The organism is Accumulibacter sp. (assembly GCF_029255125.1).
In the GTDB taxonomy this organism is placed as follows: Bacteria; Pseudomonadota; Gammaproteobacteria; order Burkholderiales; family Rhodocyclaceae; genus Accumulibacter.
Genome location: NZ_JAPUVR010000102.1, coordinates 1 through 18,485 on the forward strand (window position 1 = coordinate 1; position 18,485 = coordinate 18,485).

Annotated in this window: 14 protein-coding genes; 5 read left to right on the plus strand and 9 right to left on the minus strand. The window is 63.4% G+C overall.

The genetic code is table 11. The features are described 5' to 3' along the window. From leuD to glk, 7 genes are all read right to left on the minus strand, one after another. A partial coding sequence (gene leuD, locus Q1L59_RS10130) for a 3-isopropylmalate dehydratase small subunit (RefSeq protein ID WP_300331721.1) occupies positions 1-570 on the minus strand: 570 nt, incomplete at its 3' end. 129 nt (positions 571-699) lie between these two features. Beyond that, entirely contained in the window at positions 700-2,136 is a 1,437-nt protein-coding gene (gene leuC, locus Q1L59_RS10135) for a 3-isopropylmalate dehydratase large subunit (RefSeq protein ID WP_300331723.1), read from the minus strand. A 115-nt stretch (positions 2,137-2,251) separates the two neighbouring features. Then, on the minus strand, positions 2,252-3,817 hold the full coding sequence (gene cimA, locus Q1L59_RS10140) for a citramalate synthase (RefSeq protein WP_300331726.1): 1,566 nt from the start codon (positions 3,815-3,817) through the stop codon (positions 2,252-2,254). A 193-nt stretch (positions 3,818-4,010) separates the two neighbouring features. After that, positions 4,011-6,026, minus strand: coding sequence for a glycogen debranching protein GlgX (gene glgX, locus Q1L59_RS10145; RefSeq protein ID WP_300331728.1), 2,016 nt, complete (start codon positions 6,024-6,026; stop codon positions 4,011-4,013). Next, entirely contained in the window at positions 6,014-8,197 is a 2,184-nt protein-coding gene (gene glgB / locus Q1L59_RS10150) for a 1,4-alpha-glucan branching protein GlgB (RefSeq protein ID WP_300331731.1), read from the minus strand. Before glgB ends, glgX begins: the two co-directional genes overlap by 13 nt. A gap of 15 nt (positions 8,198-8,212) precedes the next feature. Continuing rightward, positions 8,213-10,660, minus strand: coding sequence for a glycogen/starch/alpha-glucan phosphorylase (locus tag Q1L59_RS10155; protein ID WP_300331734.1), 2,448 nt, complete (start codon positions 10,658-10,660; stop codon positions 8,213-8,215). Between the two features lie 22 nt (positions 10,661-10,682). Next, positions 10,683-11,693, minus strand: a complete 1,011-nt coding sequence (gene glk, locus Q1L59_RS10160; RefSeq protein ID WP_300331738.1) for a glucokinase — start codon at positions 11,691-11,693, stop codon at positions 10,683-10,685. 238 nt (positions 11,694-11,931) lie between these two features. On the opposite strand from glk, the gene Q1L59_RS10165 reads away from it, so the two are divergent. From Q1L59_RS10165 to rfbC, 3 genes are read left to right on the plus strand one after another with little or no spacing between them, the layout of a single operon-like run. Then, the gene (locus Q1L59_RS10165; protein WP_300331741.1) at positions 11,932-13,266 is read left to right on the plus strand and encodes an FAD-binding oxidoreductase; all 1,335 of its coding nucleotides are present in this window, start codon (positions 11,932-11,934) and stop codon (positions 13,264-13,266) included. Between the two features lie 28 nt (positions 13,267-13,294). Beyond that, positions 13,295-14,179, plus strand: coding sequence for a glucose-1-phosphate thymidylyltransferase RfbA (gene rfbA, locus Q1L59_RS10170; protein ID WP_300331744.1), 885 nt, complete (start codon positions 13,295-13,297; stop codon positions 14,177-14,179). Then, positions 14,179-14,721 (plus strand): dTDP-4-dehydrorhamnose 3,5-epimerase, encoded by a 543-nt coding sequence (rfbC, locus tag Q1L59_RS10175; RefSeq protein WP_300331746.1) that lies wholly within the window; start codon positions 14,179-14,181, stop codon positions 14,719-14,721. Before rfbA ends, rfbC begins: the two co-directional genes overlap by 1 nt. 47 nt (positions 14,722-14,768) lie before the next feature. Here rfbC and Q1L59_RS10180 read toward each other — a convergent pair whose 3' ends face one another. Continuing rightward, positions 14,769-16,247, minus strand: coding sequence for a CYTH and CHAD domain-containing protein (locus Q1L59_RS10180; RefSeq protein WP_300331749.1), 1,479 nt, complete (start codon positions 16,245-16,247; stop codon positions 14,769-14,771). Between the two features lie 137 nt (positions 16,248-16,384). Then, positions 16,385-17,482: a potassium channel family protein gene (locus Q1L59_RS10185; protein WP_300331751.1), complete on the minus strand. Its 1,098-nt coding sequence runs from the start codon at positions 17,480-17,482 to the stop codon at positions 16,385-16,387. Positions 17,483-17,611: 129 nt separating this feature from the next. On the opposite strand from Q1L59_RS10185, the gene Q1L59_RS10190 reads away from it, so the two are divergent. Beyond that, positions 17,612-17,779 carry a hypothetical protein gene (locus Q1L59_RS10190; RefSeq protein WP_300331754.1) on the plus strand — a complete coding sequence of 56 codons (168 nt, stop codon included), beginning with the start codon at positions 17,612-17,614 and terminating at the stop codon, positions 17,777-17,779. Then, a complete protein-coding gene (locus Q1L59_RS10195; RefSeq protein ID WP_300331756.1) occupies positions 17,769-18,431 on the plus strand; it encodes a hypothetical protein in 663 nt (220 codons plus the stop codon). The genes Q1L59_RS10190 and Q1L59_RS10195 overlap by 11 nt, the downstream gene beginning before the upstream one ends. Positions 18,432-18,485 lie beyond the last annotated feature (54 nt).

Consider the following 18,485-nt stretch of genomic DNA (forward strand, 5'->3'; position numbering starts at 1 on the left):
CAGCGTCAGGCCGATCTCGTCCAGGCCGTTCAGCAGGCGATGCTTGCGTTCTTCGTCGACCGCAAAGGCAAGCGTATCACCCAGCGGTGTACGCACGGTCTGTGCGGCAAGGTCGATCTCCAGGCGGTAGCCCGCGTGCTGTACGGTTTCGGTGAACAGACGGTCGACCACTTCGGCCGCCAGAATGATTGGCAAGATACCGTTCTTGAAACAGTTATTGAAAAAGATGTCGGCGAAGCTCGGCGCAATGATCGCGCGGAAACCGTAGTCTTCAAGCGCCCACGGGGCGTGTTCGCGACTCGAACCGCAACCGAAGTTCTCGCGCGCCAGGAGGATGCTGGCGCCTTGGTAGCGCGGTTGGTTGAGGACGAAGTCGGGGTTGCGCGGGCGCTGCGCGCATTCCATGTCGGGTTCGCCGCGATCCAGATAGCGCCATTCGTCGAAGGCGTAGGGACCAAAGCCGGCGCGCTTGATCGACTTGAGAAACTGCTTCGGTATGATGGCGTCGGTATCGACATTGGCGCGGTCGAGTGGAGCGACCAGCCCGGTATGTGTGCTAAACGGTTTCATGTTCTGCCTGTTTCCTGGAGGGTTGCCCGAGCTTTCCCGGACTCTCTGGGTTCGCGAACGAAATCAGCCGGTAACTGCGGCGACGCGTAGCCGCGCTTGCCGCCAGCAAGCGCTGGCCGCGTGCAGCGCTCATGCAAGCTCCTCCCCGCGACCGAGCGCACGTACGTCGACGAAATGCCCGAAGACGGCCGCCGCTGCTGCCATTGCCGGTGAGACCAGATGCGTGCGTCCACCCTGGCCCTGGCGCCCCTCGAAGTTGCGGTTGGATGTCGAGGCGCAGCGTTCTCCGGCTTCCAGACGGTCGGCGTTCATCGCCAAACACATCGAACAACCCGGCTCGCGCCATTCAAAACCCGCGGCGCGGAAGACCTGGTCAAGGCCTTCCTGCTCTGCCTGCGCTTTGATCAAACCAGAGCCGGGAACGACGAGGGCCAGCTTGACGCGATCGGCAACGCGTCGCCCGTGCGCCGTTGCCCAGCGCGCAACGGCGGCTGCCTGGCGCAGGTCTTCGATGCGCGAGTTGGTGCACGAACCAATGAACGCCTTGTCGATGGCAATCTGGCTGATCGGCGTGCCGGCGGTCAGCCCCATATAGGCCAGGGCGCGCTGCCAATCGGCCTGCTTGACTGGGCTCGGTGCGTGCGCCGGATCGGGCACGCTACCCGCAACCGAGAGGACCATCTCCGGCGAGGTTCCCCAGGTCACTTGCGGTTCGATCGTCGCCGCATCAAACTCGGTCACGGCATCGAAGCGAGCGCCTGCATCCGAATGCAGCGTCCGCCAATAGGACACCGCTTGTTCCCAGGCTTCTCCGGTTGGCGCTTGCGGGCGGCCGACGAGGTAGGCGATGGTCTTCTCGTCGGCAGCGATCATCCCAGCCCGTGCGCCGGCCTCGATCGCCATGTTGCAAAGCGTCATTCGCCCTTCCATCGACAGCGCACGGATCGCCTGGCCGGCGAACTCGACCGCGTAACCCGTACCACCGGCGGTGCCGATGCGGCCGATGATCGCCAGAGCGAGATCCTTCGCTGTGACTCCCGCCGCCAGTTCGCCTTCAACCTTGATCAGCAGGGTTTTCGACTTGGTTTGCCAGAGGCATTGCGTTGCCAGCACCTGTTCGACTTCCGACGTGCCAATGCCGAAAGCCAGGGCTGCGAAAGCGCCATGCGTGCTGGTGTGCGAGTCGCCACAGACGAGCGTCGCCCCCGGCAATGTGAATCCCTGCTCCGGTCCGATCACATGCACGATTCCTTGTCGACTGTCGTCCATGCGGAATTCGTCGAGTCCCCATTCCGCGCAGTTGGCGTCGAGCGTTTCGACCTGCGTACGCGCGATCGGGTCGACGATGCCCGCCGCGCGATCGGTCGTTGGCACGTTGTGGTCGGGTGTCGCGAGAATCGTCTTTACCTGCCACGGCCGTCGGCCAGCAAGTTTGAGCCCCTCGAAGGCCTGCGGACTCGTCACCTCGTGTACCAGATGGCGGTCGATATAGATCAGTGTGCTGCCGTTGTCGTCCTGGTGGACGACATGGGCATCCCAGAGTTTGTCGTAGAGCGTGCGTGCCATGGTCGCTGTACCAACGCAAAAGGCGTAGACTACCTCATTTCGCGCTGCTCATCGGTGCCCCGCCATTCCGGCTGCGCGCTGGGGCAGACTTGTCGTCTGCTCCGGCGGCGACCACTCAGTTCCCGTCGCGCAGGCGGACGATTGCGTATTCCATGCTATCGGAAAGGGCCCGCCAGCTTGCCTCGATGATGTTGGCGTTGGCGCCGACCGTCGTCCACACGTCGGTCCCGCTCTGGAAATCGATCAGTACGCGTGTGTTGGCAGCTGTTCCGGCACTGCCGCTGAGAATGCGCACCTTGTAGTCGGCCAGACGAACGCTGCGCAACACCGGGTAGTCCTCGACCAGCGCCGAATACAGTGCGCTGGCCAGCGCGTTGACCGGACCGTTGCCTTCGGCAGCGGTAAATTTCGTCGTTTCGCCGACTTTCACCTTGACGGTTGCCTCAGCCAGCAGGCCGCGTCCGTGCCGCCGCTCGGTAATGACGAAGTAATCGAGCAGCTCGAACGGGCGGCGGTAGTCTGCGCGCAGGCGATGGAACATCAGTTCGACGCTGGCTTCGGCAGCCTCGAAGGTGAAACCCTCGTGCTCGAGCCGCTTGATCTGCCCGAGAACGTGCTGCGCCGCCTCGTTGTCCAGGTTCAGCCCCAGGCGCCGCGCCTGCAACTGCAGGTTGCCGCGACCGGAGAGCTCGGAGGTGACCGAGCGCATCACGTTGCCAACCCGCTCCGGGTCGATGTGCTGGTACGTGTCCGGCGACTTGAGGATGGCTGCGACGTGGATACCGCCCTTGTGAGCGAAAGCCGAGTGGCCGGTGTAGGGCTGATGATCGTCGTGCTTGAGATTGGCGACTTCGGCGACGAAGCGCGACAGCGTCGTCAGCTCCAGCAGGCGATCGTCGGGCAGTACCGGATGGCCCATCTTCAACTGCAGGTTGGGCAGGATGCTCACCAGGTCGGCATTGCCCACGCGTTCGCCATAGCCGTTGATCGTCCCTTGCACCATCGTCGCCCCCGAACGTACTGCGGCCAGCGAGTTGGCCACCGCACAACCGGTATCGTTGTGGCAATGGACGCCGATCCGCGCGCCCGGCTGGCGTGTTGCCACTTCCCGGGTGATCGCTTCCATTTCCCACGGTAGCTTGCCGCCGTTCGTTTCACACAGCACCAGCCAGTCAGCGCCCGCCTCAGCGGCGGCGCGCAGCGTCGCCAGTGCATACTCGGAATTGGCGAGAAAACCGTCGTAGAAGTGTTCGGCGTCGAAGATCACTTCGCGACCTTGCGCTTTCATCCAGGCAACGCTATCGGCGATCATCGCCAGGTTTTCCTCGCTGGTCGTCGACAGGACATGACGGACGTGATAGTCCCATGCTTTGCCGACCAGGGTCACGGCCGGCGTGCCGGCAACCACCAGTGCTTGCAGATTGGCATCATCGTCGCACAGCTTATGCGCGTTGCGTGTTCGCCCGAACGCGGCGAGGCGAACCGGCACGTTCAGTCGGTTGGCCCGGGCAAAGAACTCTGCATCCTTGGGATTCGAGCCCGGCCAACCGCACTCGATGTAATGCATGCCGAAAGCGGCCAAGCGGTTGACGATGCTCAGCTTGTCTTCAACAGAGAACGAAATGTCTTCGCGTTGCGAGCCGTCGCGTAGGGTCGTGTCGTACAAGAGGATAGGGTTCATGGGCGGGCAGCAGATGGGACAGGAAAGTCAGCGTTGGCGGTGGGCGCTGGAGCGGCGCCGCAGGCGAAGCCGCCGCTGTTGGCGGCGCGGCTGGACGAGAAAACGGCGGTCAAGCGCCGCCGTTCCGTTGGGCGCCGCAGAGCCTTGACGGACTCCGGCGCGGGCGCGAGTATCTCCGGCCGGAGCCGGTGTGTCAAGCGTGCTCCAGGGTGAGAATCTGGACGCTGCGTGCCGGTACGACACTCGTTTTCACACGCTGTACGCTGACGAACGGCTGGCGCGCGCTGCTCTCGCAGAGCTGCCGCCAAACGCCCTCCGGCACGATGAACGATACTGGAATCTCGTCGCGATTGATCAGGCAAAGCAGCGTGTGCGCGCCCAGGCCGTCGGCACTCGCGGGCTCGGGCGCCAGTTGGACGGCGAGCGAAGCGAGTTTGCGCGACTGCCAGTCGGTGACCCGCATCGGCCGTCCGGCAGGATGCCACCAGACCACATCAGGCTGCCCGGCCGCTCCGGTCTCGCCGGTCAGCCAGTGGTGCCGGCGTAGTTGCGGCAGGCGACGACGCAGATCGATCAGACCGGCGACGTATTCGATGAGATCGCTATCGGCTGTCGACCAGTCGAGCCAGGTGAGCGGATTGTCCTGGCAGTAGGCGTTGTTGTTCCCCGCCTGTGTGCGGCCCAATTCGTCGCCGCTCTGCAACATCGGCACACCCTGAGCAACCATCAAGGTGGCGAGCAAGGCGCGCTGTAGGCGCCGGCGGCGCTCGACGACCACCTGATCCTGGCTGTCGCCCTCGGCGCCGCAGTTCCACGAGAAGTTGTGTGCATGGCCGTCGCGGTTGTCCTCGCCGTTCAGCTCGTTGTGTTTGGCCTGAAAGCTGAGCAGATCGCGCAAGGTGTAGCCGTCGTGGGAACAGATGTAATTCATGCTCGCTTGCGGTGCGCGGCCGGCAAAACGAAACAGTTCGCTCGAACCGGCAAGGCGCTGCGCCAACTGCCCGACGCCGGCCTCACCGGTCAGCCAGAAAGCCCGGACATCGTCGCGGAAGCGATCGTTCCATTCGCTCCAGCCGGGCAGAAAGCGGCCCAGGCGGTACCCGTCGGGACCGACATCCCAGGGTTCGGCGATCAGCTTGACGCGCTGCAACACGGGGTCCTGGCGCACTGCCGCGAGAAAGGCGCTGTCGCGCGTCAGTGCGGCCGCCAGATCGAAACGGAAGCCGTCGACATGCATGACCTCTACCCAGTAGCGCAGCGCGTCCATGACCAGTTGCAGGACGCGCGGATGTGCCAAGTTGAGCGTGTTGCCGCAGCCGCTGAAGTTCTCGTAGGCGGCGAGATCGCTGGGCGGCAGGCGGTAGTAGCTCAGATTGTCGATGCCGCGAAATGAGAGTGTCGGGCCGTAGGCGTCGGTCTCGGCGGTGTGATTGAAGACGACATCAAGAATGACTTCAAGGCCCGCCGCGTGCAAGGAGCGAACCATTGTCTTGAACTCGTTGCATACCGACTGGCCACCGACCTTGGCTGCGTAGCGCGCCGCGGGAGCAAAGAAGGCGAGCGAGTTGTAGCCCCAGTAGTTGACCCGGCCCGCGTCGAGCAAACGCTGCTCGTCAAGAAAGAAGTGCACCGGGAGCAGGTTGAGCGCGCTCACCCCAAGTCGCTGGAAATGCTCGATCATTGCCGGCGACGCGAGCCCCGCGTAAGTACCGCGGAGCGCTTCCGGAACCCCCGGATGCTGGCGGCTGACGCCCTTGACATGGACCTCGTAGAGCACCGTATCGGTCCACGGAACTGCCGGTGGAGCGTCGCTACCCCAGGCAAACTCGTCGTCGGTGACGCACGCCTTGGCGCACAGGCGCGCATCGCTGGCGGTCGAGGGAAGGAGGCCGTCGGCGACTTCGCGCGCGTAGGGATCGAGCAAGAAGCAGCGCGCGTCGAAACGGTGGCCATGTTCCGGCGAAAACGGGCCGTACACGCGATACGCGTAGCGCAGCCCTGGCGAAGCGCCAGCCAGATAACCGTGCCAGACTTGGTCGGTGCGCTCGGGCAGGAAGGCCGTTTGCAGTTCGTCACCAACGAACAGGCACAGCTCGACGCGTTCGGCATGCGCCGAGAAGAGGGCGAAGTTGACCCCGGCCCCATCCCACGTCGCGCCGAGCGGCCACGGCCGGCCGCTTGGCATCTGGCCGCCGATCAGGCGCTCCATTCGAAGTACAGCGCGGCAAGTGGCGGCAAGGTCAGGTTGAGCGACCATTCACGGCCGTGCGCCGACACCTGCTCAGCCGCTAGCGGTTCTGCCCCATTTCCGACGTTGCTGCCGCCATAGTGGTGCGAATCGGTATTCAGGCGTTCGCGGAAGATGCCGGGCATCGGTACGCCGATGCGATAGCCTTCACGGACGACCGGCGTGAAGTTGCCGACGTAGAGAATCGCGCGTGAACGGTCGCGCGACCAGCGAACGAAGGCGAAAACCGACGTTTCGGCGTCGTCGGCAGCAACCCACTCGAAACCGGCGGGCTCGAAATCAACCTGATGCAGCGCTGGATTGTTGCGGTAAAGTTCGTTCAGATCGCGGATCAGGTGCTGGACACCGGCGTGCAGCGGAAACTCCAGCAGGCTCCAGTCGAGCGAAACGTCGTGGTTCCACTCGCTCCACTGCCCGATCTCGCCACCCATGAAGAGCAGCTTCTTGCCCGGGTGCGCCCACATGTAGGCGTACAGTGCGCGCAGGTTGGCGAATTTCTGCCAGTAATCGCCGGCCATCTTGCTGAGCAGCGAACCTTTTCCATGCACGACCTCGTCGTGCGACAGCGGCAGGACGAAGTTCTCGGTGAACGCGTACATCATGCCGAAGCTGAGCTGGTTGTGGTGGTACTTGCGATGCACCGGGTCTTTCGTCATGTAGTCGAGAACGTCGTGCATCCAGCCCATGTTCCACTTGTAATGGAAGCCGAGACCTCCCATTTCGGGTGGACGGCTGACCATCGGCCAAGCGGTCGATTCTTCCGCGTGTGTGCTCGCCCCTGGATGCTCCTGGCCGAGAACCTCGTTGACCCGGCGGACGAAGGCTACCGCTTCGAGATTCTCGCGACCGCCAAAAACGTTTGGAATCCACTGTCCTTCCGACCGGCTGTAGTCGCGATACAGCATCGAGGCCACCGCGTCAACCCGCAGGCCGTCCACGCCGTACCGCTCAATCCAGAAAAGCGCGTTACCAATCAGATAGTTACTAACCTCTCGCCGGCCATAGTTGTAGATGTAGGTCCCCCAGTCCTGATGCATGCCTTCGCGCGGGTCGGCGTGCTCGTACAGCGCGTTGCCGTCGAAGCGGGCAAGCCCGTGCTCGTCGGTGGGAAAATGTGCCGGCACCCAGTCGACGATGACGCGCAGACCGACGGCGTGGCAGGCACGGACGAAGTCGCGGAAACCGGCTGGCGGGCCGTAGCGCGCCGTCGGCGCATACAGGCCAAGCGGTTGATAACCCCATGAACCATCAAAGGGATGCTCGGTGATCGGCAGCAACTCGAGGTGGGTGAAACCCAGTTCAACGACATAGGGAACAAGCGTTTCGGCCAAGTGCTGCCAGTCGGGATAGCCGCCACCTTCTGGTCGCCGCCATGAACTCAGGTGAACCTCGTAAATCGACATCGGAGCGTCGAGCTGATCGCCGGCCGGAATCGTCGATGGTTCGACTGGCGCAGGCAGCGGACAAACGATCGACGCCGTCGACGGGCGCATTTCGGCCTGAAAGCCGTAGGGATCTGCCTTCAGCGGGAGCAGATGCCCGCCGCGCGTGCGAATCTCGAACTTGTAGCACGCCCCGGCGCCGACCCCCGGCAGGAAAATCTCCCAGACCCCGCATTCGCGGCGCAGGCGCATCGGATGCCGTCGGCCATCCCAGGTATTGAAATCACCGACGACGCTGACCCGTTCCGCGTCCGGCGCCCAGACGGCGAAGGCCGTGCCGGCAACGCCGTCGATTTCGCACAAATGCGCGCCCAGTCGTTCGAAGGGGCGCAGATGCGAGCCTTCGGCAAGCAACCATACGTCCATTTCGCCGAGTACCGTCCAGAAGCGATAGGGGTCGTCGGTTTCCTGCACACCGCTTTCCCATTCGATACGCAAGCGATAGGGGAAACTGTTGCGGCGGCGAGGAATGAACCCCTCGAAGAAGCCTTCCACTCCTTCGATCTGTCGATGTTCAAGTACGGCGAGCTGCCGCCCGGTCTTTGCCTCAAGCACGGCAACCGAGCGGGCGCCAGGCTGCAGGCTGCGTACCCACAACTTGCCGTCGGCGTCCGTGTGCATGCCGAGGACGGCATAGGGGTCCCCGTGTTGTGCCCGACAAAGAGCGATGATTTCTGCTGAATCAAGCATTTGAGACTTCCTTACCTAAGGAGTATTGAGATGCCAGGTGTCGTTGGCGTAGTCGCGAATCGTTCGGTCAGCCGAAAACGGCCCCATCCCCGCGACATTGAGAATGGCTTTGCGCTGCCATTCTCCGGGCGTCAGATACAGCGTGTCCACGCGCTGCTGTGTCGCTACGTAGTCGGCGAAGTCGGCCAGCAGCAGATAGTAGTCGCCATAGTGAAGCAGGCAGTTGAACACGTCGTGGTAGCGCGAGCGTTCGCCCGGTGAAAAGAAGCCGCTATCGATCAGGTCGAGGACTGCCTTGAGCGTCTCGTCGTTGCGATAGTAGTCCATCGGCTGGTAACCGCTTTGCCGAAGCGCATTGACCTGAGCCGTGTTGTTGCCGAAGATGAAGATGTTGTCAGCGCCGACATTGTCGCGAATTTCGATGTTGGCGCCGTCTTCGGTCCCGATCGTCAGCGCGCCGTTGAGCGAGAGTTTCATGTTGCCGGTGCCCGAGGCCTCGGTTCCGGCGGTCGAGATCTGTTCCGACAGGTTGGCTGCCGGCATGATCAGTTCGGCAACCGAAACCCCGTAGTTCGGAACGAAAACGACCTGCAGCAGGTCGCGCGTCAAGGGATCGTGGTTGACCACGGCAGCCACATCGTGGATCAGCCGGATGACCTGTTTCGCCATGTGATATGAAGATGCCGCCTTGCCGGCGAAAATCACGCTGCGCGGCGCAAGTCCGGCCGTCGCACCCGAACGCAGCGCGTTGTAGCGCGCAATGACATGCAGGACGTTGAGTAACTGCCGCTTGTATTCATGGATGCGTTTGACCTGCACATCGAAAAGGCTGTCCGGATCCAGCCTGACGGCCGTTTCGCGCGCAATGTAGTTGGCCAAGTGCAGCTTGTTTTCCCGTTTCGCCGCAGCGAAAGCGGTGCAGAAACCGGCATCGTCCGCGCTTTCCCGCAGCCCCTGCAGGAGATCGAGATCGAGCCGCCACTTCTTCGTTGCCAGCCGCTCGTCGATCAGTCGCGACAGCGCCGGATTGGCCTGCGACAACCAGCGTCGCGGCGTCACGCCGTTCGTCTTGTTGTGGAAACGCTCCGGATACAGGCGCGCGAAATCAGCAAAGATGGTCTGCACCATGAGATCCGAATGCAGTTGCGACACGCCGTTGACCCGCTGGCTGCCGACGATGCACAGGTGCGCCATGCGTACCCGCTTGTCCTTCTCGTGTCCGCCGCCATCGTCGATCAGCGAGACGCGCCGCATCAGGTCGATGTCGCCAGGGTAAAGGCGCACGACTTCGTCCAGGAACTCCTGGTTGATGCGATAGATGATCAGCAGATGGCGCGGCAAGACGCGGTTGATCAGCGACACCTTCCAGGTCTCCAGCGCTTCCGGCATCAAGGTGTGATTGGTGTAGGAGAAGATGCGTCGACACTGGTCCCAGGCGTCGTTCCAGGACATGCTGTGCTCGTCGACCAGGAGGCGCATCAGTTCGGCGACGCCGATCGCCGGATGCGTGTCGTTCAGGTGAATGGCGATCTTCTCCGCCAGATTCTCCAGCGTGCCGTTCTCGGCCAGGTGTCGGAGGAGTATGTCCTGCAACGAGGCGGAGACGAAGAAATATTCCTGGCGCAGGCGCAGTTCGCGCCCAGCCGAGGTGCTGTCGTTCGGGTAGAGAACCCACGAGATGTTCTCGAAGCGGTTCTTGAATTCGGCGGCGCGCTGGTAGTCGCCCGTGTTGAAGGCGCCGAGGTCGATCTCGGTCGGCGCAGCCGCCTTCCACAAGCGCAGCGTACTGATGCGCTCGGTGCCGTGACCCGGTATGACGTAGTCGAATGCCTTCGCTTCCACCGAATCGGCGGCGTGCCACTCGGCCCACTCGCCGTGATGTTCGGCCGTCCCGCCAAAACGCACGGTGTAGTGTTTGTTGGCGCGTGGAAACTCCCAGGGCGAGCGATCCTGCAGCCAGGCTTCGGGCTTTTCCACTTGGTGGCCATTGATGATCGACTGGGCAAACATGCCATACTCGTAGCGCACGCCATAGCCCCAGGAGGGGAGACCCAGCGTTGCCATCGAGTCGAGGAAGCAGGCGGCGAGGCGGCCCAGACCGCCATTGCCGAGCGCTGCATCGGGCTCACATTCCATCACTTCGCCGAGCGAAGGTCCCGGCCCGGAAAACACCTGCGCTGCCGCATCGCGCAGATCGAGCGCCGACAGGGCGTTGTTCATCGCGCGGCCGATAAGGAACTCCATCGACAGGTAATACACGCGGCGTGCTTTGTTGGCACGGTCAGTATTCTGTGTCTCGACCCAACGCTGCGCCAGCTGCTCGCGTGCGATTTGCGACAACGCCTGATAATAATCCGCCTTGCTCGCTCGCGAGGGCTCGGCCGCTACTGTGCGGACCAGTTTGCCGTCGATCTGCGAGCGCAGTTGTTCGCTATCGATCTGGGGTTGCGCGGAATCGGACATCAGCCAGGTACTCCAATAAAGTTCAAGAACAACCCTCGCTCTCGGCGAGGGCGTGAGCTGCGCCGAGCAGGGCTGGCGCCGGTGAAAGAACTACGTAAGTCGGGATGGCAGCCAGATAGGCGGCGAAGCGGCCTTTGGCCTCGAAGCGCGAGCGAAAATCGGACCGCTCGAAGAAATCCCCCAAGCGTGGAATAATACCACCGCCAAGATAAACGCCACCGCGCGCGCCCAAGGTGAGCGCGAGATTGCCGGCAAACGAGCCGAGCATCGCGCAGAAGGTGGACAGCACCGCGCAACACTGAGCATCCGTGCCGGCGACCGCGCGGGCGACGATTTCAGGATTGGGCAGCGCCTCGTACGGGCGGCCATCGACCTCGGCCACCAGGCGATTGAGCAGCGGCAAGCCAGTTCCGGAGAGCAGTCGTTCGGCCGAAACGTGGCCGAACTCGCGCCAGGCCAGTGCGATGATCGCCGCTTCCCGCGCGTCAGCCGCGGCCAGCGAACAGTGCCCGCCTTCGCCGCTGAGCGCTACCCAGTGCCCGCGCGCGCGGCAGACTCCGGAGACACCAAGGCCGGTTCCTGGACCAAGTACCGCCTTCGGCGCGTGCTCGACCGGCGCTCCGCTTCCCACTTGCTGCAGGTCCGCCGGAGCAAGCTGCGGTAGCGCCAGCGCCAGCGCGGCGAAGTCGTTGAGCAGCAGAAGCCGGGCCAGGCCAAGCCGGCGCGCGATCTCGGCGCGCGCGAATACCCAGGGCGCATTGGTCAGGCGGACCACTTCCTGATCCACCGGCGCGGCCAGCGCGATGGCCGCGGCGCGCAAGGGGATGGCGCCCAGTTCGTCGAGATAGGCGCGAATCGCTTCGACCGGCCCGGCATGGTCCGCAACCGCGAGCACGCGCAATTGTTGCGGCGCACCAGCGGCGTCGAGCACGGCGAAACGCGCCCTGGTTCCGCCGACATCCGCCACCAGCATGGCCGGAGAAGGCATCACGCCGGTCGGCGTGGTGGTGCCGGAAGCTGGCAGCGGATTCAAAGCGTGATCTCCAAGGCAAAGCGGAATGGCGATGGTTGAATCTTCGCACCAATCGCAGCATTAATCAAAGAGCGCTTGCGGGGAATGCGTACGCCCTGGGTAATTGCCCCCCGAGGCGCGACGTGTTACGGTTCCCGCTCTTTCCGTTACCCTTTGGCCACCCGTGAAGCGTGACAATCTGATCCGAAAACTTGTCGACTTGGTCGGCGAGACGCACGTTCTGACCACCGAGGACGCTATGTCGCCACACCTCGTGGACTGGCGCGGGCGCTATCGAGGTTCGGCCGTCTGCGTCGTCCAGCCGGGCAGCACGGCCGAAGTCTCGGCGGTCGTCGCCACCTGCGCACTGAACGGCGTGGCGATCGTTCCCCAGGGCGGTAATACCGGTTTGTGCGGCGCGGCAACACCGAACCCCGAAGGCGGCGCAGTCGTCGTCGGCCTTGCCCGACTCAACCGGATCCGCAGTATCGACCAAGCCAACAATACGATGACCGTTGAAGCAGGCTGCCTGCTGCACGATATCCGGGCAGCCGCTGCTGCTGCCCAGCGGCTGTTCCCGCTTTCGTTGGCGGCCGAAGGTAGCTGTCAGATCGGCGGTAATCTATCGACCAACGCCGGCGGTGTCCAGGTGCTGCGTTACGGTAACGCGCGTGAACTCACGCTCGGCCTCGAGGTCGTCCTGCCCAGCGGCGAGGTCTGGGATGCGTTGCGCGGCCTGCGCAAGAACAATACCGGCTATGACCTCAAGCAGCTCTTCATTGGCGCCGAAGGAACGCTCGGTATCATTACGGCGGCCGTACTCAAGCTCTTTCCGCAGCCGCGCGCGACGGCGACCGCCTGGCTGGCGGTTGCCTCTCCGGGCGCTGCAGTGAGCCTTCTCGGCCACCTGCAGGACCGTTTCGGCGCCGCGCTGACCGCCTGTGAGCTGATTTCGGACGTGGCATTGCAGATCGTACGCCGCCACCTTCATTGCCGCGCGGCTGATCTCCCGGCCAGTCCGTGGCATCTGCTGATCGAGTTGTCGGGCAGCGACGACGCGGCGACAATGCGCGAGGGGCTGACGTCGTTTCTCGCTGCAGCAAGCGACGACGGCCGGCTGGACAACGCAGTTCTGGCGCACAACAGCGAACAGGCGAGGGAACTCTGGGCCTTGCGCGAGAACATCGGCGAAGCGGAACGACGCGAGGGCCCCAGCATAAAGCACGATGTGGCGCTCCCCATATCTGTCTTGCCCGAGTTCATTGCCCTTGCCGAACAGGCGCTTGGCGCTGCTTTCCCGGATCTGCGCAGCGTCGTCTTCGGGCACATCGGCGACGGGAACCTGCACTACAACCAGTCAAGAATCGACGCCGCCGACAACCTTGCGTTTCTCGACGCGCGCCCGCAGGTCAACCGTATCGTCCATGACCTTGCCCACCGCCTGGGTGGCAGCATCAGTGCGGAACATGGAATTGGACAGTTGAAGCGCGATGAACTGCCGCGTTACAAGCAACCGCTGGAACTCGACCTGATGCGTGCGATCAAGCGGGCGATTGACCCACGCGGCTTGATGAATCCCGGCAAGCTACTGTAAACGGACGAAAAAACCAAGGACGACCCAGATGAGGCAGAGAAAAGGCATCATTCTTGCCGGTGGCTCCGGCACCCGCTTGCATCCGGCAACGCTCGCGCTGTCCAAGCAGCTTCTCCCGGTCTATGACAAACCAATGGTCTACTATCCGCTCAGCACACTGATGCTGGCCGGTATGCGCGAGATTCTGATCATTTCGACACCCCAGGACACGCCACGCTACCGCGAGTTGCTCGGTGACGGCGAAAAATGGGGCTTGCGCCTGCACTACGCAGTCCAGCCCAGCCCGGACGGTCTGGCGCAAGCCTTTCTGATTGGCGAGGATTTCCTCGCGGGCGGGGCAAGTGCCCTGGTGCTCGGCGACAACCTGTTCTACGGACACGACCTGGTCGCGCAACTGCGCGCGGCGCATGCCCGGCACGAAGGCGCGACGGTCTTCGCCTATCCGGTGAACGACCCCGAGCGCTATGGCGTGGTCGAATTCGACGATCAAGGTCAGGCCATCAGCCTTGAAGAAAAGCCCGTCCGTCCGAAGAGTCGCTACGCGGTCACCGGCCTCTATTTTTACGACGAGCGCGTGGTCGATGTTGCCCGGCAACTGCGGCCGAGCAGCCGGGGCGAACTGGAAATCACCGATGTCAACCGGCAATACCTCGCCTGGCAAGCGCTCGAGGTGAAAGTCATGGGCCGCGGTAACGCCTGGCTGGATACGGGAACCCACGACAGCCTGATCGAGGCCAGCCTGTTCATTCAGACGATCGAGAAGCGGCAGGGGTTGAAGATATCCTGCCCCGAGGAAATTGCCTGGCGGGCCGGGTGGATCGACCGCGCGCAGGTGGAAAAGCTGGCGGCCCCGCTGGCGAAGAATGGTTACGGCCAGTATCTGTTGCGCATCCTTGAAGAAAGGGTCTTCTGATGAAGGTCACGGCAAGCGCGATACCCGAGGTCTTGCTCATCGAACCGACGGTCTTCGGCGACGCACGCGGTTTCTTTCTGGAGAGCTTCAACGCCAGGGTCTTTCAGGAAACGACCGGCCTGACCGTCAGCTTCGTGCAGGACAACCAGTCGCGTTCGGCGGCCGGCGTCCTGCGCGGTTTGCACTACCAGATCAGGCAGCCGCAAGGCAAGCTCGTGCGCGTCGTGCGCGGCAGCGTGTTCGACGTGGCCGTCGACATGCGGCGCCAGTCGCCGACCTTCGGCCAATGGGTAGGCGCTGAATTGTCGGAAGAGAACTACCGCCAGATGTGGATCCCACCTGGCTTCGCGCACGGCTTTCTGGTCCTCTCGGAAAGTGCCGACTTCCTGTACAAGACGACTGATTACTACGATCCGACGAGCGAGCGTACGCTCGCCTGGAATGATCCGACGGTCGGCGTCGACTGGCCGCTACGCGATCCGCCGAGCCTTTCGGCCAAGGATCGCGACGGACAGCCGTTCGCGGCCTGTCCAAGCTTCTAGCGTCAGGTCCACGGCCTGGTTTCGTCTGAACCTTCCGAAGCATCGTCTCAGGCTGCTGCCCAGGGCTCTTCCTGCTGCTGGAATTCGGCCAGCAGATGGCGAAGATCGGGCAGCAACGACTCGATCTTCGTGTTGAGCCAGGCAGCGATCGGTTCGCCTTCGGTGCCCGGCAGCACCTCGGCCGTCAATTGCACGGCCACCGCCAGGTCGTTCAGATGGCCGAGTACTTCCTGCAGGCGACTTGCCACTTGGTGATAGTTGACCAGCACAGGGCCGGCGAGCAGCGGGGAGAAGAACTCGACGCCGTAGCGCAGCTGTTTGAACGCCACCCGTAGACGATGGCGGGCGGCAGCGTCGGCGGCAACCGCCACCGCCGCACGCTCGTCGACCCGCCGCGCGCGTTTTCTCAGGCAGCGCGGCACGAAGCCGCCGAGCGCTCTGCTCTTGGCTTCCGACAGATCGACGAGGGCGGACGAAAACTCGATCAACAGGCTCGAATAGGCGGCGGCCTGAAGCACGCGCTGCGTACGCCGTCGACTCACGGCACACGCTGCGTGCGCGCCCAAGGCCAGACGATCAAGCGCCGGCTGGCCGGAGAAAGCGCTGGCAATCACCGGCAAGGTCTCGGCGACGAAGACGTCCCAGTTGCGCGTCTCGCCCAGCCTGCTGGCCAACTGCTGCCATGCCGGGTCGAATGTCGCAACAAACGTTGCGGGCAGGACCGGTTCCCATAGGCGAATCGCTGAGCGTAGACGGCGAATAGCTACCCGTGCCTGGTGCACGAATTCCGGCTCACAGCCTGCGCAAACCCCCTTCTCGTTGTTCTGCAGATGACTGAGGCAGGCCTGCGCGATCAGGCGGAACGCGGCGATGGCGGGCGTGCCCGCGCTGATCGACACCGGCACGGCCTTGCTCGCGGTCAGCGGCAGATTGGCGAGCAAACTGAAGGCGCGCTCCGACTTGCTGCTCACTTCCGGGTGCAGATGCAATCCCGCCTGCAGGGCACGTGCAACCGCGAAGATGTCGCTCAGCGGGCCGGCCAGAGTCTCGATCTCGACTTCGCAGATCGCTTCCCGCCGATCCCCAGCCTCGATCCAGCCCCGGTCCAGGGCGACCTCGCAGCGCCCACCGCCGGCAGTATCGAGCAACCAGCTCTTGCGCCAGAAACGCGTGATGAACAAGGGCTGCAGTTGGTCGCGAGCGGCTTCCAGCACAGAGCGCACGCGCTCGTCGTCGACCTGGGAAAATTCGAATTCGCCGCGTTGTCCAGGTACCTCCCACTCGCTGCGCTGCGCCAGGCCGGCGCTCACTGTAGAAACCGTCTTGACGGTCATCAACCATTCACGCCCCTTGCGGCGATGGCGCACGACGACCCTTTCCCGTTGCAGACGTCGATCCGGCGTGTCGTAGTAGATGTTCACCAGGAGCACTCTCTGCGGCTCGACCGGTGACAGCAAGGGGTGTCGCGCAAGCCGACTCGCGGCGCGCGGTGACAAAGAAAGCTTGATCTCCGTTTCGGTTGCCATGCAGAACTCCCCCCTGCGGGGACGCGCACGCGCATTCCCCGAATGCTTTCTAAATGCCCTCTTCTTGTCTGTCTTGCACGCCGCAGCCGGTTTGCGCGTCCCCTGCGCCCCCCACCGGCAACTCGCGAACTACGGGTCTAGCCCATCTTCTCGATCAGGTGCGCTTTCAATTGCGCTCGTCCGGATGGATTGGCCAGCGCGATGATCGTGTTGCCTGCTTGGATGACGTGGTCCACCTTCGGATTGAAAACCCACGCACCGTCTTCCTCGCGTACGGCAAGCAGGATGTAGTCCGGGCTGCGCAGGCGCATCTGGCCAACCGGCGTCGGCGGGAAGCTGGCCGGAACCGGCACCTCTTCGACGCGCACATTCTTGTCGGAGCGCATCATCTCGTCGAGAAAGCTGACCACATGCGGGCGCACCATCGCCGAAGCCAGGCGCATACCGCCAGTAAAGTCAGGTGAAACGACGACATCGGCGCCCGCCTTGCGCATCTTCTCGACGTTGCGCAGCTCCTGCGCGCGGGCCACGATGCGCAGGTTCGGGTTGAGCTGGCGCGCGGTGATGATGATCATCAGATTGCGCGAATCGTCGCCGGTTACGGCGAACAGGCCGCGCGCATCCTCGATGTCGCTCGCCTCCATCAAGTCATCGTCGGAAGCATCGCCGTGCAAGTAGAGCAAGCCGGGAAATTTGTCGATACTCTCCTCGAAGCGCTCCTCGACAATGTCGATCGCGACGAAATGCCGACCGGTATTGTGCAGTTCGCGACCAATGCTGCGCCCGACCCGGCCAAAGCCACAAATGATGAAATGATGTTTCAGCTTGTGGATGCGTTTCTCCATCCGTCGCCTCCGAAGGGAATAATCCAGGTCCTTCTCAAGGAAGAACACGGACAGGCTGGTGAACAGAAAGGTCAGCGCACCCAGGCCGGAAATGGCGATGATACCGGCAAACAGCCGGTCTTCAAGCGAGTGAAGAGGAATGATCTCGCCGTAGCCGACCGTCGAGATCGTGATCAGGGTCATGTACAGCGCGTCCGACCAATCGGCGCGTTCGTCGGCGATCAGGTAGAAACCCGTTGCGCCGATGGCGATCAGCACAGCGACGACGACCCCGGCCCAGGAGATGCGCACGACGATGCGCTGCAATTGCGCCGAGACCCGCCAGTCGGATTCCTGCAGGCGGTGCATGTGGCGGACGCGCCGTGGATCACGTTCCGTGCCTTCAGTCATGTCGGCAGCTTGGGTCAGAGTGGGCAATGCGGGTCACGAGGAGCACGACGGCAGGCACGAAGGTGGTCAGGCGGCAGGCGCAGCGAAATGGAAATGTCGTGCTTACGAGATTCGCATAATCGACGGCACATGTCTACGATCCTGGCGCGCGCGGCAAAAGGCATGCTGTTGATCGGCAAGCGGGGAGAAACCCGCCGTCTGGCGCGGCGCCCGATAATCGGGCACGATGGCAAACGCGATACCCTGCGACTTTCCATTCACTTCACTGCTAAGCAAATCAACGATCATGCCAGATAAGCCCTTCACCCAGAAAATGATCGATTCGCGCGCCGGCCACCGACTCGCCGAAGCCATCCTCGACTATGTGGGTCACGCGCCGCCGACTGGCGAACGGCCCAGCTCCAGTCCAGCCGCGCGGGCGCGTGCGATTGCGCACGCGGCCGCGCGCCAGGCGGCGGTCACCACCAGCGGCCTCACCTTACCGCCCGGACCGCTCGGCTGGATGACGCTCGTCCCCGAACTGCGCACACTGTGGAAGCTGCAGACGCAAATGGTCGCCGACATCGCCGGCGCCTACGGCAAGACGCACGAACTTGGCCGCGAGGAGATGCTGTACTGTCTGTTCCGGCATACCGACGCACGCGTGGTGCGTGATCTGGTAACCCAGATCGGCCGGCGTTTCGTCGTCCAGCGTGCCTCGCGCCCGAAATTCAGGGCGGTCGCGATCAAGATCGGACTGCACATCGCGCAACGCGTGGTCGGTCGCGGAATTGCTCGCTGGATACCGGTCTTCGGCGCTCTGGGCGCCGGCGCCTACGCTTACTTCGATACCAGCAAGGTGGCGGCAACGGCCATCGAGTTGTTCACTGGGGTAATCGATGTGCAGGCGGACGACGGTTTCGCCGCCAGTGAGGAAGCACGTGGCCGCGAGAAGACGGCCAGCGGCTAGCTTTAGCGCCAGGGGCGCCGGCAAGCAGCCTTCGGCGCAGGCCAGCGGGCTGCT